Source organism: Erysipelatoclostridium sp. DFI.2.3, assembly GCF_019132535.1.
GTDB lineage: Bacteria > Bacillota_I > Bacilli_A > Erysipelotrichales > Erysipelotrichaceae > Clostridium_AQ > Clostridium_AQ innocuum.
Window position 1 is genome coordinate 1 of sequence record NZ_JAHOOJ010000018.1, and the last position, 16694, is coordinate 16694.

A 16694-nucleotide genomic window follows, 5' to 3' on the forward strand; every position below is an offset into this window, starting at 1 on the left:
ATAGATATAAAAAAGGATATATGAAAGACTAAATGCAATTGTAAGTGTAAATTCAACTAGATTGTTGTGTAAGAGTCTTTTCTACTTAGCTACTTTGAAAGTGGAATTTAACTTTTCACTTCAGCTTTTTTATAAATTTTAGAGAAAGGATTGCAATTATCACAGGATGTGTTATAATATTAAAGCATTTGCGGGCGTGGTGAAATTGGCAGACACGCTAGACTTAGGAGCTTGTTCGGAATTGTTAGTTCTGTTTTATATGCATCTCGTGAATTTTAGAAAAACTTAATAAGGAATACATTATGCGGGCGTGGTGAAATTGGCAGACACGCTAGACTTAGGATCTAGTTCCATCGGAGTGCAGGTTCGATTCCTGTCGCCCGCACCAGTTGTTAAGTACTCTCAAGTCCTTTATTTATAAGGGTTTTGAGAGTTTTTTCTTTTTATAGCCAAAATTGACAGAAAATTAATATTTTAATTTTTTTGATAGAAAATAGAGTTTTAAAATTGCCTCCGTAAATTTTCAATTAAAAATAAAATAACAACTTGCTTGTTAATTCATTAAAAACTCATAATACCTCCTAAATGGTTCTTTTTAACTTTTGTTATTTTTTTGCCTCCACACGATTTTGCCAACGCATGATATTTAAAATTATTTAACCCTAAATAATATATTTATTAATACTAATATTTTACCTCTGAAATGACTAAATAAGACTATCAGGTAAAATATCTAGCATCAAATTTGCTGATTCTACTTTTGATAAAACATCTAAATGTGCATAAGTATTTGCAGTCGTAGTAATACTAGAGTGTCCCAACCATTTTTGAACTTTAACTAGATTTTCTCCTTTGATACACATTCTTGTTGCACAAGTATGCCATTACGGTATAATAACGACAAACGGAAAAAGCCTTGATTTTCAAGGGGTTTCAGCGTTTGTCGCCGTCTATTCAATTCCTTTTCCCAAGTTGAAATATGGCGAGAAAATTGACGAAAAAAGGAGGCTGTTACATTAACGACAAAACCGAATAGTGCCAGCGGTCCGGCATTTTGCCTGGCCGCTGATTGCCGTGGGCGTTTCATCTTTTTAGGTGGACGCCCTTTTTTCATGCAGATTTTTAGAAGAAAGGAGCCACACATGGAACTGAACGAAATGGAAAAAAAGATGCTCTTTCAGGCCGAAGGAGACTGTCAGGCAAAGGTTCTGAATGAGCTTTACATGACCGTGCGATATTCAAACAATTCCGAGCTGCGGGAGGCGGCGGAAAGCCTTATGGCAAAGGTGCGTGTTCTGTCGGACCGTGAGTGCATGGATTTGGTGCGGGACATTCAGAAGAATTACCGGCTGCCCCACCCGCCCCGGACTATCGGGGAAAGGATCGCCGAGGCCAGGCAGCAGTCCGGCGCGGAGAAATTAAAGGGGCATGACATCATGGGGCTGGAACGCTTTGACCCGGAGGTTAAGCACATGATCGTCTTTGATGTGCTGTCCTATGATTCCCCTGTTGGGGATAAGGGCGATAAAATGCGCCTGTTTCTTACGGAGGCCGGCTATCAGAAATTCTTAGAGAGCCAGGAACGGGGCGAAGTCAAACTGAAAAATCATGCGAAGGTCTCAGGCGGCCATCTCCATTATGACCGCAGGGACCGCGCTTTGTAACGGAATAACCGAAGAAAGGAGGCTGTGAAATGGCTGTATTCCGTGTAGAGAAAACGAAGGACTTTACGGTTATGAGCAATCACCACCTGCGCAATACGGAACTGTCCTTAAAGGCGAAGGGGCTTCTTTCCCTTATGCTGTCGCTGCCGGAAGATTGGGATTATACCACAAAGGGGCTGGCCCACATTTGCAGGGATGGCGTGGATTCCATTACCACCGCCCTGAAGGAGCTGGAACGGCACGGGTATCTCACCAGGCAGCGCCTCCGCAATGAGAACGGACAGCTCGGCGATATTGAGTACACGATCCACGAAAAGCCTGTAACCGGCGTAAAACAAGGTGTTTCACCTAAACGGGAAAATCCAAGACAGGTAAATCCAAGACAGGCAAAACCTGAACAGGCGGAACCTGAACAGGAAAATCCCGCACAATTAAATACTAATCCACAAAAAACTAAAAAATCAAAAACGGATATATCAAGGACACATCAATCAATCTATCCGGAAGAGCCGGAAACGGCAGGCTGTCAGGATGGGATTGATAGGATGGATATGGCAGAGGCATACCGTGGAATTATCAAAGAGAATATTGAGTATGACTTTCTGGTTCCCCGCTATGGGCAGGAACGCATGGACGAGACTGTGGAGCTTATGCTGGAAACGGTGCTGTCAAGACGGCCCTATATCCGCATTGCCGGAGACGACTTCCCACGGGAGGTTGTCAGGAGCCGGTTCTTAAAGATCAATTCCGACCACCTGGAGTATGTTTTTGACTGTATCGACAAGAACGTTACGAAGGTCAACAACATCAAGGCTTATCTGCTGGCAGCGCTGTATAACGCGCCGGCAACAATGGATAGCTATTACCGTGCGGAGGTCAACCATGACCTGTACGGCTGTTAGGCGCTTTCAGGCGTCTTTTTTCATATCATCACAGGAAGGAGGCGAAGCACGATGAAACGAAAATCTGTGCCGACACCATGCCCGGTGTAACCAAAGAGCAGATTCAGGCGGCACGGGAGGCGGACCTGTTCGCCTGGCTGCAATCCCATGAGCCCGGCGTGCTCAAACGGGACGGCCCCAATTACCGGCACAAGGAGCATGACAGCCTGGTCTATGTGACCGGGAAACGGTACTGGTACTGGAACAGCCGGGGCCGCAGTATTAACGCCCTGGATTACCTGATCCAGATTCGGGGCTATGGTCTGGTGGATGCGGTTCAAGCACTGGCAGGCGGAGAAATACGGCAGACGCCGGCTTACCAAAGCGCGGCGGCAAAGCAGGCACAGAGAGAGCCGGAAAAGAAACCGTTTACGCTGCCCTGGGCCAGACGGTGTGCTACCGCCGCTGTTTCGTATTTGCAGCGGCGCGGGATCAGTTCGGATGTGATCAGCCGGTGCTTTCGGAACGGGCTTTTCTATGAGGCCCGGTATCATGGCGAACCGGTCTGCGTGTTTGTCGGAAAAGACAACGCGGGGAAAGCGAAGTTTGCCTGTATGCGCGGTATCACCGGCAATCTCAAAAAGGATGTTTATGGCAGTGACAAGGAATTTAGCTTCTGCTACCCACCGCAGAATCCGGGCAGCCGCCATGTGGCCGTTTTTGAGGCTCCCATTGACGCACTTTCCCATGCCACGCTGCAAGAGCTCGAAGGCTGGAAATGGAATGGCTACCGCTTATCCCTGGGAGGCACCTCCCATGTGGCGCTGACCGCGTTTCTGGAACGCCACCCGGAAATAAAGCGGGTCACGCTTTACATGGACAATGATCTTGGCGGCCTTACCAATGCCCGGAAAATCAAAGCCATGCTCCATGAGGATCAGCGGTTTAAGCATATCCGGGTGAGCGTCAACCCGCCCCGCGTCGGAAAGGACTATAACGAAAAGCTGCAACATATCAGGGAACAAATTAAAGGCCGTCAACTACAATGCCGCCAGAAACAGGCGGCTATTTCAATTTAACAGGAGGATTTTAACATGACGAAGACAGAAAATACCGCTTTGCAAATGATCGCCGAAGCCGCCCGGTGCCCGGAATATGGCCCCGATATGGTTAAGGCTTTGATGGAAAAATTGGATATGAACGAAAAGGGCTTTGCGCTTCTGATGAACGTTACGCCCTCCACTGTCCGGCTCTGGACCAGCGGCGCCGTTCAGCCCAGCGGCACGGCCAAGCGCCTGATGCAAATTTATGAAACCGGGCCGGAAATCGTGAGCAAGATTGCCGGCGGACAGCACCCGGAGGATGGAAATGCTTATAAATGATTGCGTTAAGTTTTCGCACAGACTGGAGGTGATAATGTTTGGCAGAAAATTTACAGCATGAGGATTTTGGGGAAAAGATCGGAGGTGCGAAAAAAGACCTCTGGAAAGACCGCGGCCTGTATGTAGACGACCTGGGCGCCATGAATGAGCGGGAGGCGGAGAAATTCGTCAAGAAGGATAATGTCTGGAAGAAACCGGACTATCAGGCCATGCTTGACGATGGCGTTCCCCTCGGCGTTGTCTATTTCATCAAAAAGGCACGGGACAGCCTGGGGGCTTCTCCCCAATACCGGTACAGTGACAAAACCCCGGAGCTCAGGCGTGCCAGGCAGGAGGAATATATTGAGACCGTCCGGCAGCTACAGGCCGTGATCGAGGATGTGCGCACACTGGATGACGCTATGCAAGCCTATGACCGCTTTCTGATACAAAATGGATATGTGGAGCAGGTGCAGGGCTGGGCCAGCGGAACCCATTACCGCGCTACGAAGAAATCCCTGGATAACCCGGTCATTACCAATAAGCTGGTGCAGGCCTTACATATCCGCTCCGCTTCTCACTTTGACCGGGATTTCACGCAAAAGGCGCAGCAGGAACAGTTTGGCGTTTCCAAAGACCAGAAGATGCCAAAGGGCTATGCGATCCACTTCAATGACGGGAAAAACACCTATTCCAGAAATAACGACTGGAAACCCGGCACCTATTATGTGACGAAAGGCTATTCCATTTTGCAGACAAATTTGGAATCCCGTGAGGCAGCCCTGAAATGGGTACAGGATTTTGCCCGGCAGCGGAGCAAAGGCGGAAAGGTCCGGTTTACCCCTCCGCAGCTTGCGCATGTGAGACGGACCGGGCCGGACTACCGGAGCGGTCAGGAGATCACCGGACAGCATTATCTTGACACTTTCGGCTTCCGGGGCGGCGAATTTGGAAACTGGATGAACCAGAATGACCGGCAGGCGTCCCTGAACATGGGATTTGAAGCACTGAAAGACCTGGCGGCTGCCTTACAGATCAGCGATCAGGATATTGCCTTTGGCGGCACGCTTGCTATCGCTTTCGGTGCCAGGGGCAGCGGCAACGCCGCGGCCCATTATGAACCGCTCCGCAAGGTCATCAACCTTACGAAGATGCACGGGGCCGGTTCCCTGGCGCATGAATGGTGGCACGGCTTTGACGACTATTTGGGGGCAAAGATGGGCGCGAAAGGGATGCTCTCAGAACAGCCCCGCCTTTACCCATTGTTCCAAAAGCTCATTGATACCATGAAGTACAAACCGGAGACGCCGGAGCAGGCGGCCAAACGCACCGAGGCACAGAACAGCCGGACAAAGAAAAACGCGGCAAGCTGGCTGGATTCGGCGGTGCTTGGCTCCTTGAAGCGGTACGGCAATGAAAGTACGCTGGAACAGTATGTGGCATTAAAAGACGCTTTCCTTTCCGGGGAGGTCGGTTCTGTGGATCAGATCAGCGCCTTAAAGAAATCCGTCAGCGGCCATGTGATTCCCAAAAGTGATCGTGAACGTTTGGAAATGTTCGAGCGGATGCTTCACAGGATGCAGGAACAGGAAACCCCGCAGATCGGGCGGACAGAGACCGACTACTACCGCAATTCCGTAAAAATGGGAAAAGAATGCGAGAAAGACGGCGGCTATTGGGACAGCAACACGGAAATGACGGCCAGGGCTTTTGCCTGTTATATCAAGGATAAGCTGCCCTATGCTTCTGATTATCTGGCCGGCCATGCGGATTGCGCGGTAGCCCTTGTCATGGATAAATCCGGGGAAACAGAGGTTTTGAAAGCCTATCCCCAGGGTGAGGAACGCAGGGCGATCAACGCGGTGTTTGACGAGATCGTGGCAGATTTGAAATTGCAGCACACCCTTACCCATGCGGAAACAACGCTGCCCCTTGCGGTGCAGGCTGTACCGTTGGCTGAAAATGAGCAGATTACCATATTTACGATGGAACGCCCTTCGGTGATCGGGCAACTTGCGGCGGCAAGATCGGCAGAAAAAAGTACCCCGGCGCAGGCGGCTCCTAAAAAGTCCCACGCGCCGGAGATTTAAGGAGGTGAAACATTGGAAGAAAACAAGGATTATCAGGTTTACCGGTTTGACTATCTAACGGAAGGCAGCCAGCTCAAATTGGAGCACAACGTATATTGTGAGGATGTGGATATATCTTCCCTGATTACGCAGGGTGCGGATGCACTGGAGGCATTGCGTCAGGACAGCATAGACGGCGAGCAGAAAGCCCTTGCAATCGTGCAGGCGGCGGCAAAACAATGGGAACAGCAGGCGGCAGTCACACAGAAATTGAACCGCTCGCTGGAATACCTGCGGACCCCGGAGGTTGCACATACGGGAAATGAATGGCGCAAAACCGGCAACTGGCGGGACGCCGAGGAAATCAGCAACCGTGTCTATAAGATGACATGCAGCGTTTGGGAAGATACCAAATATGACCGGGAAACGAAGCAAAGCGTCCCGGTTGCCTGGTATGTGACATGGGATGTGTATGTGAATTCCCCGAAGGAGGGATATGGGGAAAAGATCGCCGGGCAGAACCAGAAACGCTATACCGACAAAGCCGCCGCTATGAAATACCTGGATGGGCGCAAGAAAGCCTACTCCCACCTGTTTACAGAAATCTCTCCGCAGATTCCAAAAGAATATGAGCACCACTTTACCGTTCACGGTACCCTCCTTCCCGGTTATACCGTGGAGGGCCAGGAACCGGTCAAGGCAGAGCACACCGCCGCCGAGGTTTCGGAGGGCGATATTTCTTTGCCCGAAAAGGCGGAAAAGCCTTCCGTGCTGGGGAAACTGGCGGCGGCGAAGCTGGACGCAAAAGAATCCGGGCAGCCGGTCCGACAGGGAGAAAAATATCAGTCAGAAGAAAGGAGCAGCTTATGAATGAGTGGGAAAAGAACCGCCGCATGGCAGAATCTTACCGGCAGTCATACCCTCCCGGTACAAGGCTGGAACTGATTGGGATGGATGATCCGTTTGCACCGATTCCGGCAGGAATGAGGGGAACGGTTAACTATGTGGATGACCAGTCTCAGATTCATGTGAAATGGGACAATGGCAGCGGGCTTGCCCTTATCCCGGACACAGACAGTTTTCGCAGGCTGTCCGCAAAAGAGATTGAGGCGGAGAATGCGGCGAAGGGTTCTGTCGTAAGCAGGCTTACCGCTTCCAAAACGCAGCCAGGGAAAGAACGGGAAGAAGGCAGGCGGCAGGCAAAGCCGAATAAAAAGAAGGAGGATATGCAGTTATGAAAGTTTTAATGGTGGAGCCTGGGAAAGTCCCCTATGCGGCAGAAATTGGCGAAGGTCTGGAGCCATTGCAGGCCGCTGTCGGCGGGGACATTCAGGCTGTTTACCCTTACGATGACCCGGTTGCCTTGATCTGTAACGAGGAAGGCAAATACATGGGGCTTCCCCTGAACCGTGCTCTCCATGATGACGAGGGCAATATCTATGACATTGTTGCAGGGAATTTCTTTCTCTGCGGGCTTGGCGAGGAAGATTTTACAGACCTTCCAGCAGACCTTATGGAGAAATACCGGCAGCAGTTTGAGCACCCGGAGCAGTTTGTCCGCATTGCCGGGAAAATCCTGGCAGTCAAGCAGCCGGTCCCTTCCCCTGAAGAACAGGAGGCACAGCGGGCGCAGATGGCCGCACAGGAGGCACAGCGGGAAGAAATGCGGCTGGACGAGTCCACGGACCTGGCCTTTGACCTGGATGTGTTCCTGCGGCAGTACAGTGACGCTTATGCGGATATGCACCCCGTTTTCCATGAGGAAAAAGAACGCATGGCGGACGAACTCCTTTCCGGGCAGACCGGAAAGATACGCATGAGGATGGCAACTGTCATTCAGGAGGAACACCTGAACGGCGAGGCCGGGCCGCTGCTGGATCGCATTGCCGCCTATGAAAAAGAATACGGGATCAGCGCCTACTCCATTTACCAGCTTGACTTATCGGACAGCACCGATGACCTGCGCTTTATGTCCCTTGATTGGCTGGAAAAGAAAGGGCTCCCGGTAGACAGGGACAATTACCAGATGGTCTATGCGGCGGAGCTTTCGCCCGGCGAAACACTGGAAGATATTTATACCCGCTTTAACATCGACCACCCGGAGGATTTTAAGGGGCATTCCCTTTCTGTCTCTGATGTAGTAGTGCTCCACGAAAAAGGCAGCGACACCGCCTACTATGTGGACAGCATTGGGTTTAAGGAAGTGCCGGATTTTTTGGGCGGCGCCCGGCAGCCGGAGGCAAAGCGGGATGTGTCGCTGCGGGAGCTGCTTGACGACGCTAAGAAACAGGCGGCAAAGGCAGAACCTAAGACGCCGGAGAAAAAGAAAGAACCGGAAAGGAGCTGATGGCTTATGCTGATGGCAGAACAGGAACCCTATGCCTTAATGGTGCAGCCGGACGATATGCTGATCAGCCCTCGTGAAGTTAATGACAACTTCGGGACAATGGTATGCTTCCACCCCCGCTATGCCCTGGGCGACCACCACAACTATATTGACAAGGACGATTTTCTGCGGGAAATGTACTTAAACACCGTTGGCAACAATGAGCGCGGCACGGAACGCTATGAGCGCATGGTAAATATGGTCTGGAGCCGGAAAATGACTGGCGACCACCCCGACCCCCGTGCCGTGGATGATGCCATGCTCCGGGTGATCTCTGAAAAATACGTTGTGATGCCCCTGTACCTTCTGGACCACAGCGGCCTTGCCATGCAGACAGAGAGTTTCCACGATCCCTGGGACAGCGGGCAGGTAGGTTGGGTGTATGTTTCCAAAGAGGATGTGCTGAAAGAGTTCGGCGGGGAGAAAATGACCGGCGCCCTCCGAAAAAAAGCCGAGGATTTGCTTAGGGGCGAGGTTGCTGAGTATGACGCCTATCTCCGGGGTGAGTGTTATGGCTTTGAGCTGTATAAAAACGGCGAGCTGTCGGATAGCTGCTGGGGATTCATCGGAAGTCTGGAAGATGCCTGTAAAGCAATGGCGGATTATCTGCCAGACGAGTGCAAAGGCATGACGGAGCACCTTTCGGAAGTGAAAGAACCGGCTTCCATGATTAAGACGCTCCTTCGGCACGCCCGGATTCAGATCGAACAGGCGGAAAAAGCCCACGAACACGCCCCGCGCCAGCAGGTACTAAGTGAGGCACGGTAATGAACAGACTATATTTTTTCAGGAAGGAGGATGTAGGTGCAGGAAGATATTGAACAAAGAACCATGTCGGTCACGGTCCAGGCGGCAAAGCTGTCCGGGCGGGTGCTGAAAGCGGCCATTGCCGCCGCGCTTCAAAAGATGGAGCATAGCCGCAATACCCCGAAAGTTGGCCGCAACAGCATGAAGCGGCTGACCGCCAGGGACCCCGGCGCCAGTACCATTGAAGTGACCGGACGGATTCGCTCTTTTGAACGGATCGCCAAAAAGCATGAGGTCCGCTATCACATTGAAAAAGACCCCGGCACGGATCCGCCCAAATGGACGGTGTATTTCAAGGCAAACCAGGCGGACGCCCTGACCGCGGCATTTAAGGAATATACAAGAAAAGACCTTGCCCGTAGCACCAGGCCGTCGCTGCTTTCCCAGCTTGCCAAATTCAAAGAGCTGGCACAGGCGCTTGGCCGTGACAAGGTAAAGAATAAGGAGCATGGAGGGCCGGAGCGTTGAAGATAGATACGGTCACCCTGAAAAAGCAGGTGATCCTCCACCTGCCTTACCTTCTGTTCCTTTTGGTATTCGCAAAGCTGGGCCAGACGGTACGGCTGGCTCCCGGAGCGGATGCTTCGCAAAAACTGCTGGGGCTAAGTGAAGGCTTCACTTTGGCCTTTCAGAGCATGTGGCCCGGTGCGGCGCTGGATTGGCTGGTGGGGCTCTGCGGTGCGGTCATTATGAGGCTGGCGGTGTATCTCAAAGGAAAGGACGCAAAAAAGTACCGTAAAAATGTGGAATACGGTTCTGCCCGCTGGGGCAGCAAAACGGATATTGCACCGTTTATGGACCAAAAACCGGAAAACAACATCATTCTGACGCAGAGCGAGGGGCTTATGATGTCCGGCAGGCCGAAGAACCCGGCCAACGCCCGGAATAAAAATGTGCTGGTGGTCGGCGGTTCCGGCTCCGGCAAAACGAGGTTTTTTATCAAGCCCAATCTCATGCAGATGCACAGCTCCTATGTCGTTACCGATCCGAAGGGCACGGTCTTGATTGAGGTTGGAAAGCTGTTAAGCCGGGGCACACCGAAGCTGGATAAGGACGGAAAGCCGGTCCGTGGCAAGAATGGTAAGATCGTGTATGAGCCGTATAAAATCAAGGTATTCAACACCATCAATTTCTCAAAGAGTATGCACTATAACCCTTTTGCGTATATCCACAATGAGAAGGACATTCTCAAACTGGTAACGGTGCTGATCGCCAACACGAAAGGCGAAGGGAAATCGGGAGACGATTTCTGGGTCAAGGCCGAAACACTGCTCTATACGGCGCTGATCGGCTACATCTATTATGAAGCGCCCTCCAATGAGCAGAACTTTTCCACGCTGGTGGAAATGATAAACGCTATGGAGGTCCGGGAGGATGACGAGACTTTCAAGAACGCGGTAGATTTGCTGTTTGACGCACTGGAGCAGAAAGACCCGGATCACTTTGCCCTCCGGCAGTATAAAAAATACAAGCTGGCCGCAGGCAAGACGGCTAAGTCGATCTTAATTAGCTGCGGCGCCAGGCTTGCCCCGTTTGACATTAAGGAAGTCCGGGAGATCACCATGTATGACGAGCTGGAACTTGACCTGGTGGGCGACAGGAAAACGGCGCTGTTCTTTATTATCAGTGATACGGACGCGACCTTTAATTTCCTTGTCAGTATGGCTTATACCCAGCTATTCAACCTGCTCTGTGAGCGGGCGGATGATAAATTTGGTGGCAGGCTCCCGGTCCATGTGCGGTGCCTGATCGACGAGGCGGCCAATATAGGCCAAATCCCGAACCTGGAAAAGCTGATGGCAACGATCCGTTCCAGGGAAATATCCGCCTGCCTGGTATTGCAGGCCCAGAGTCAGCTCAAAGCGCTTTATAAGGACAACATGGACACGATCATCGGCAACTGTGATTCTTCTCTTTTCCTGGGAGGTAAGGAGGAAACCACCTTGAAAAGCTGGAACTCCCTGCTGGGGAAAGAAACCATTGATCTATATAACACCAGCGTCACGAAGGGCACCCAGGAATCCCACGGGCAGAACTTTCAAAAGCTGGGAAAAGATTTGATGTCCGTTGACGAGCTTGCGGTGATGGACGGCGGAAAATGCCTCCTGCAGATCAGGGGCGTGCGTCCCTTCCTGTCCCGGAAGTATGACATTACCAAACACCCGAATTACAAATATCTTTCGGATTTTGACGAAAAGAACGCCTTTGACATAGAGAAATACCTGTCTACAAGACTGCCTGTACGTCCCAGAGAGCTGTACCCCAACTATGAGATCACGCCGGAAGAACTGGCAGCGCAGACAAGCGCGTAAAACCCGCCGTATCATTTCCTTATTGTATGGCGGGTTTTTCTATACCCTTTGGAAAGGAGGCGCCTATTGCGGATTCGTGATTCTCCCTGACAACTGAATATCCCCCGCAGGTCTTGTCCTGCCCCTTATGCTGCCGTCATGTTTTTGTAGGTTTTCTATTTGAACATGGCGGCGGCTTTTTTCGTTTCCGGCCCAATGCGGCCACAACAATAAATTCTATGAACATTAAGGAGGATTAACTTTATGGCTTTTTTTACAAGCGCGATTGACACGCTGAAAATTCTCGTGATCGCCCTGGGCGCGGGTCTCGGCGCATGGGGTGTCATCAACCTTTTGGAAGGTTACGGCAACGACAACCCCGGTGCAAAATCCCAGGGGATCAAGCAGCTTATGGCGGGCGGCGGTATCGCCCTGGTGGGTGCCACGCTGATTCCGCTCCTGTCCGGTCTGTTCAGTTAATAGCCGATGGGCAGTCTGTTTGATTGGATAACAGACTGGATCAAAGAGGGCCTGATCGAAGCGATCACCGGGCAGTACACCAGTATTTTTGAATCGGTAAACAGCCAGGTCGCGGATGTGGCCGGGCAGGTCGGACAGACCCCGCAGGGCTGGAATGGCGGCGTGTTCAGTATGATCCAGAATCTTTCTGAAACCGTCGTCATTCCCATTGCGGGCATGATCCTGACCTTTGTGCTGGTATATGAGCTGATTCAGATGATTTTGGAAAAGAACAACATGCACGATTTTGATACGTTCAACATCTTCAAGTGGATCTTCAAGACCTTTGTAGCCACCTACCTGCTTACCAACTGTTTTACGATTGTCATGGCGGTGTTTGATGTCGCCCAAAATGTGGTATCGCGGAGCGCCGGCGTGATAAACGGGAACCTGGATGTCACGGCGGCGCTGGCTGACCTGGAAACGCAGCTTGAAGCAATGGGGATGTGGGAGCTGATCGGCTTATGGCTGGAAACCAACATCATCAACCTGTGTATGTGGGTACTGTCTATTGTGATCTTTGTCATTGTCTATGGCCGCATGATTGAAATATATCTCACGGTCAGCCTGGCACCCATACCGTTTTCCACAATGGCAAACCGTGAATGGGGACAGATGGGGACGAATTACCTTCGTTCCCTGTTCGCTCTGGGATTCCAGGGGTTCTTAATTCTGGTATGCGTCGCGATCTACGCGGTGCTGGTCCAGTCGATCCCCTCGTCCGGCGATATTCACGGTGCGATCTGGGGCACGGCGGGATATACCGTACTGCTGGCCTTCGCCCTCTTTAAGACAGGCTCGTTATCTAAAAGTATATTCAACTCGCATTAGCGGGTAACAACTACATTTTAACAAGGAGGAACTTTCATTATGAGTAAAACCAATACCGAACCCATGCAGCCGGACACTCAGGCGTCCGAAAGCTTGAAGCTGGATGTAACCGTGCGCCCGATTGCCCCGATGGGGAACCTCTTGGCCTTTGCCAACGTGACGATTGGCGACTGTTTCAAGATCGACGGCTTCCGTATCTGCTCCGGCGAGAACGGCCTGTATGTCAACATGCCTTCCACCCAGGATAAGCAGGGAAAATGGAGGGATGTGTGCTGGCCGGTGACGGCGGACTTTCGCAGGCAGCTCAACGACGCCCTGATCGAAGGGTACGGCCAGGCGATTGAAAATTTGCAGGCCACCCTTGAAGCGACCAGGGACGCAGAAAAGCCTTCCCTGACCGGCGCCCTGAAAGAAAATGCCGGAAAGGTCAAGACGCAGCCGGCAAAGCCCGCGCCTGCCAAGAGTGAGCAGGCCCGCTGATGGCGGAGGCTAAGAAATATGGCATTGTGTACGCGGACCCGCCCTGGCGCTATGACATGAAGCGCGGCAAAGGCGTGGCAGAAAACCATTACCCCACCATGAGCATGGATGAAATATGCGCACTGCCGGTTGCAGACCTTGCGGCCAAAGACAGTGCGCTTTTTCTATGGGCCACCTTCCCGCAGCTTAATGAGGCGTTCCGGGTGATTGAGGCATGGGGCTTCCACTATAAGACCCTGGCGTTTCTGTGGCTGAAGCAGAACCGGAAAGCCGATAGCTGGTTTTATGGGATGGGCTTCTGGACCCGCTCCAACGCGGAGGTATGTCTGCTGGCAACACGCGGGCACCCGAAACGCCAGTGTGCGGGAATCCACCAGTTTGTGATCTCCCATATCGAGCAGCACAGCAAGAAACCCGATGAAGTGCGGGACAAGATCATAAAGCTCATGGGAGATCAGCCCAGGGTGGAGCTTTTTGCCAGGCAGCAGACCCCCGGCTGGGATGTATGGGGCAATGAAGTGGATTGCAGTATTACAATGCCGCAAAACGGATAAAAAAGATTCTCGCAGATCGGAGGTGACAACGAAATGCCTTATGTACCCGTACCCAAAGACTTAACCAAAGTCAAGACCAAAGTAGCCGCTGGCCTGACAAAGCGCCAGCTTATTTGTTTCAGTCTGGCCGCGCTGGTGGGGCTGCCGGTATATTTCCTTACCCGCGGCGCCATCGGCAATTCGGCGGCGGTGCTCCTTATGATCGGCCTGATGATGCCCTTTTTCTTCTTTGCCATGTATGAGAAGGACGGGCAGCCGGCGGAAAAGCTGTTAAGGAACCGGCTCCGCTATAAGCTCTGGCCGAAGGACCGCCCTTACCGGACAGAAAACTTCTACAAATCCATATCCAAAAAGGAGGTATCACAGATTGCCAAAAACCAGACAGCAGGAGGCGCAGGAAAAACGTCTGCAAAGAAACGTAAAGCAGGCAAAAAAGACCCGCACCGAAGCAAGAAAGGCAGGAAGTAAAACTGCCTCTCCTGCCGGGCCGAAGAAAAAGCCCGGCTTTTTTTCCGGGCTGAAAGCGGACGCCCCGCAGACGGTCCAGCAGAGTATTCCCTATAAGGAAATGTACCGGGACGGTATCTGCCGTGTGAGCGGCAATTATTACACCAAGACGGTGCAGTTCTTTGATATTAACTACCAGCTCGCGCAGGCGGACGACAAGGCGCAGATTTTTGAGGGCTACTGCGATTTTCTCAATTACTTTGACGCCTCGATCCATGTGCAGCTCACCTTCATCAACCAGCGGGCCAATATGCAGGACTTTGTTCACAGCATAGAGATTCCTGCCCGTGGCGACGAGTACGACGGAATCCGCAGGGAGTACGCGGATATGTTAAAGAACCAGCTCCAAAAGGGCAACAACGGCCTTACCAAGCGGAAATACATCACCTTCGGGATTGAAGCGGAGGACCTTCGCACGGCGAAAATGCGTCTGGAACGGATCGAAACGGACGTGCTGGGGAACTTCAAAGCCCTGGGCGTGCAGGCAAGGCCCTTAAACGGGCTGGAACGTCTGGAGCTTCTGCACAGCCAGCTCCACCCGGACGGCCAGGAGAAACTTCATTTTAACTGGTCGGATTTGCCGAAAACCGGGCTCTCCACAAAGGACTATATCGCCCCTTCCGGTCTCTCCTTCTCCCAGGACGGCAAGACCTTCCGGGTGGGCGACCATTCCGGCGCGGTGTCCTTCTTGCAGATTTTGGCCCCGGAGCTGACGGATCGGCTGCTGGCGGAACTGCTTGACCTGGATGACGCCGTGACAATCAACCTGCATATCCAGTCTATCGACCAGGCCCAGGCGATCAAGAACATCAAACGCAAGATGTCTGATTTGCAGAAGATGACGATTGAGGAACAGAAGAAAGCGGTCCGCTCCGGCTATGACATGGACATCATACCTACCGACCTTGCCACTTATGGGGAAGAAGCGAAAAATCTCCTGCAGGATTTGCAGAGCCGGAATGAAAGGATGTTCCTTGTGACGGTTCTGGTGGAGAATATCGCCCCGAAGCGCAAAAAGCTGTTTACGGATATTTTTTCCGCTTCCGGTGTGGCGCAGAAATACAACTGTGCCCTGAAACGCCTGGACTTCCAGCAGGAGCAGGGCCTTATGTCCTCTCTATGCCTGGGGCAGAACCAGATCGAGATCGAGCGGGGTCTTACCACCAGCAGCACGGCCATTTTCGTGCCGTTTACCACCTGCGAGCTGTTTCAGGAGGGCGAGGCTTTGTATTACGGTCTCAATGCCCTTAGCAACAACCTGATTATGGCGAACCGCAAGAACCTGAAAAACCCCAACGGCCTGTTCCTGGGTACGCCCGGCAGTGGCAAATCTTTCTCTGCCAAGCGTGAGATCGTCAATGTGTTCCTTCTGACGGAGGACGACATTATCATAGCAGACCCGGAAAATGAGTACGGGCCTTTGGTAAAGCAGTTTGGAGCTCAGGGGCAGGTCATTGACATTTCCCCTAACTCCACTAACTACATCAATCCGATGGATATAAACCTGGACTATTCGGATGATGAAAACCCGATCACCCTGAAAAGTGATTTTATCCTGTCTCTGTGTGACCTTATCATCGGCGGCAAGGAGGGGCTTTCCCCTATTGAAAAGACGATCATTGACCGCTGCACAAGGCTTGTGTACCGGGACTATTTGCAGGACCCGCGCCCGGAAAACATGCCAATCCTGGGGGATTTGTACGACCTCCTTCGCAAACAGAGCGAACCGGAGGCGCAGAATATCGCCACGGCGCTGGAAATCTACGTCAATGGTTCCTTGAATGTGTTTAACCACCGTTCCAATATCCAGATGGATCACCACCGGGTACTGTGCTTCCAGTTGAAGTCATTGGGAAAGGCCCTGAAAGAGATCGGCCTTCTTATCATGCAGGACGCGGTCTGGAACCGTGTTACGGCCAACCGCTCCAAGCATAAGACGACCTGGTTCTATATCGACGAATTCCACCTCCTGCTGAAAGGACAGACCGGAAGTTTCAGTGTAGAGATATGGAAACGGTTCAGAAAATGGGGCGGGATTCCCAGCGGTTTAACGCAGAATGTGAAGGACCTGCTGGCTTCCAGGGAGATCGAGAACATCTTTGAGAACTCGGATTTTATCTACATGCTCAACCAGGCCCAGGGAGACCGGCAGATTTTGGCGAAGCAGTTAGGCATTTCGCCCCACCAGCTTTCCTATGTGACCCATTCCGGCCCCGGCGAGGGTCTTTTGTTTTTCGGCAATGTGATTATTCCTTTCGTCGATCACTTCCCGAAGGACACCCTTCTGTATTCGGTCCTTACCACAAGGCCGGATGAAGTGGCAGGCGCATGAGCGCCGGCAGAC

The 16694-nt window shown here is 52.0% G+C and carries 19 protein-coding genes and 1 tRNA gene; 18 read left to right on the top strand and 2 right to left on the bottom strand.

The window, feature by feature from the left end:
* Window positions 1–304 precede the first annotated feature (304 nt).
* Window positions 305–388, top strand: a tRNA-Leu gene (locus KSZ58_RS16300).
* A gap of 319 nt (window positions 389–707) precedes the next feature.
* Here the strand turns inward: KSZ58_RS16300 and KSZ58_RS16305 are convergent.
* Both KSZ58_RS16305 and KSZ58_RS16310 read right to left on the bottom strand, forming a co-directional pair.
* The gene (locus KSZ58_RS16305) at window positions 708–863 is read right to left on the bottom strand and encodes a hypothetical protein (RefSeq protein ID WP_254884728.1); all 156 of its coding nucleotides are present in this window, start codon (window positions 861–863) and stop codon (window positions 708–710) included.
* Entirely contained in the window at window positions 839–1114 is a 276-nt protein-coding gene (locus tag KSZ58_RS16310; protein ID WP_217752800.1) for a hypothetical protein, read from the bottom strand. The genes KSZ58_RS16305 and KSZ58_RS16310 overlap by 25 nt, the downstream gene beginning before the upstream one ends.
* Window positions 1115–1142: 28 nt before the next feature.
* Here KSZ58_RS16310 and KSZ58_RS16315 point away from each other — a divergent pair, with 28 nt between their 5' ends.
* The 17 genes from KSZ58_RS16315 to KSZ58_RS16395 all read left to right on the top strand — a co-directional run bounded on the left by KSZ58_RS16315 (window position 1143) and on the right by KSZ58_RS16395 (window position 16682).
* Window positions 1143–1664 (top strand): DUF5720 family protein, encoded by a 522-nt coding sequence (locus KSZ58_RS16315; protein WP_009252038.1) that lies wholly within the window; start codon window positions 1143–1145, stop codon window positions 1662–1664.
* Window positions 1665–1693: 29 nt separating this feature from the next.
* Window positions 1694–2566 (top strand): DUF6017 domain-containing protein, encoded by an 873-nt coding sequence (locus KSZ58_RS16320; RefSeq protein ID WP_009252037.1) that lies wholly within the window; start codon window positions 1694–1696, stop codon window positions 2564–2566.
* 77 nt (window positions 2567–2643) lie between these two features.
* The gene (locus KSZ58_RS16325) at window positions 2644–3624 is read left to right on the top strand and encodes a DUF3991 domain-containing protein (protein WP_009252036.1); all 981 of its coding nucleotides are present in this window, start codon (window positions 2644–2646) and stop codon (window positions 3622–3624) included.
* Between the two features lie 15 nt (window positions 3625–3639).
* Complete coding sequence (locus KSZ58_RS16330; protein ID WP_009252035.1) at window positions 3640–3927, top strand: DNA-binding transcriptional regulator; 288 nt, start codon at window positions 3640–3642, stop codon at window positions 3925–3927.
* A gap of 38 nt (window positions 3928–3965) precedes the next feature.
* Window positions 3966–5996, top strand: a complete 2031-nt coding sequence (locus KSZ58_RS16335) for an LPD1 domain-containing protein (protein ID WP_009252034.1) — start codon at window positions 3966–3968, stop codon at window positions 5994–5996.
* 12 nt (window positions 5997–6008) lie between these two features.
* Window positions 6009–6845 carry a hypothetical protein gene (locus KSZ58_RS16340; protein ID WP_009252033.1) on the top strand — a complete coding sequence of 279 codons (837 nt, stop codon included), beginning with the start codon at window positions 6009–6011 and terminating at the stop codon, window positions 6843–6845.
* The gene (locus tag KSZ58_RS16345; protein ID WP_009252032.1) at window positions 6842–7213 is read left to right on the top strand and encodes a DUF4314 domain-containing protein; all 372 of its coding nucleotides are present in this window, start codon (window positions 6842–6844) and stop codon (window positions 7211–7213) included. The genes KSZ58_RS16340 and KSZ58_RS16345 overlap by 4 nt, the downstream gene beginning before the upstream one ends.
* Window positions 7210–8322 carry a YodL domain-containing protein gene (locus tag KSZ58_RS23510; RefSeq protein ID WP_009252031.1) on the top strand — a complete coding sequence of 371 codons (1113 nt, stop codon included), beginning with the start codon at window positions 7210–7212 and terminating at the stop codon, window positions 8320–8322. The genes KSZ58_RS16345 and KSZ58_RS23510 overlap by 4 nt, the downstream gene beginning before the upstream one ends.
* Window positions 8323–8328: 6 nt before the next feature.
* Window positions 8329–9129, top strand: coding sequence for a hypothetical protein (locus tag KSZ58_RS16355; RefSeq protein WP_009252030.1), 801 nt, complete (start codon window positions 8329–8331; stop codon window positions 9127–9129).
* 36 nt (window positions 9130–9165) lie between these two features.
* Window positions 9166–9636: a PcfB family protein gene (locus tag KSZ58_RS16360; protein WP_009252029.1), complete on the top strand. Its 471-nt coding sequence runs from the start codon at window positions 9166–9168 to the stop codon at window positions 9634–9636.
* Window positions 9633–11480, top strand: coding sequence for a VirD4-like conjugal transfer protein, CD1115 family (locus tag KSZ58_RS16365; RefSeq protein ID WP_161129555.1), 1848 nt, complete (start codon window positions 9633–9635; stop codon window positions 11478–11480). The genes KSZ58_RS16360 and KSZ58_RS16365 overlap by 4 nt, the downstream gene beginning before the upstream one ends.
* Window positions 11481–11723: 243 nt before the next feature.
* Window positions 11724–11939, top strand: coding sequence for a Maff2 family mobile element protein (locus tag KSZ58_RS16370; RefSeq protein ID WP_213048843.1), 216 nt, complete (start codon window positions 11724–11726; stop codon window positions 11937–11939).
* Window positions 11940–11945: 6 nt separating this feature from the next.
* Window positions 11946–12809, top strand: coding sequence for a VirB6/TrbL-like conjugal transfer protein, CD1112 family (locus tag KSZ58_RS16375; RefSeq protein ID WP_009249965.1), 864 nt, complete (start codon window positions 11946–11948; stop codon window positions 12807–12809).
* Between the two features lie 39 nt (window positions 12810–12848).
* The gene (locus tag KSZ58_RS16380; RefSeq protein WP_009249966.1) at window positions 12849–13289 is read left to right on the top strand and encodes a SpoVG family protein; all 441 of its coding nucleotides are present in this window, start codon (window positions 12849–12851) and stop codon (window positions 13287–13289) included.
* Complete coding sequence (locus tag KSZ58_RS16385) at window positions 13289–13843, top strand: MT-A70 family methyltransferase (protein ID WP_009249967.1); 555 nt, start codon at window positions 13289–13291, stop codon at window positions 13841–13843. The genes KSZ58_RS16380 and KSZ58_RS16385 overlap by 1 nt, the downstream gene beginning before the upstream one ends.
* A 33-nt stretch (window positions 13844–13876) precedes the next feature.
* Entirely contained in the window at window positions 13877–14311 is a 435-nt protein-coding gene (locus KSZ58_RS16390; RefSeq protein WP_044983744.1) for a PrgI family protein, read from the top strand.
* On the top strand, window positions 14250–16682 hold the full coding sequence (locus KSZ58_RS16395; RefSeq protein ID WP_374102567.1) for a VirB4-like conjugal transfer ATPase, CD1110 family: 2433 nt from the start codon (window positions 14250–14252) through the stop codon (window positions 16680–16682). Before KSZ58_RS16390 ends, KSZ58_RS16395 begins: the two co-directional genes overlap by 62 nt.
* The last annotated feature ends 12 nt before the right edge of the window (window positions 16683–16694 follow it).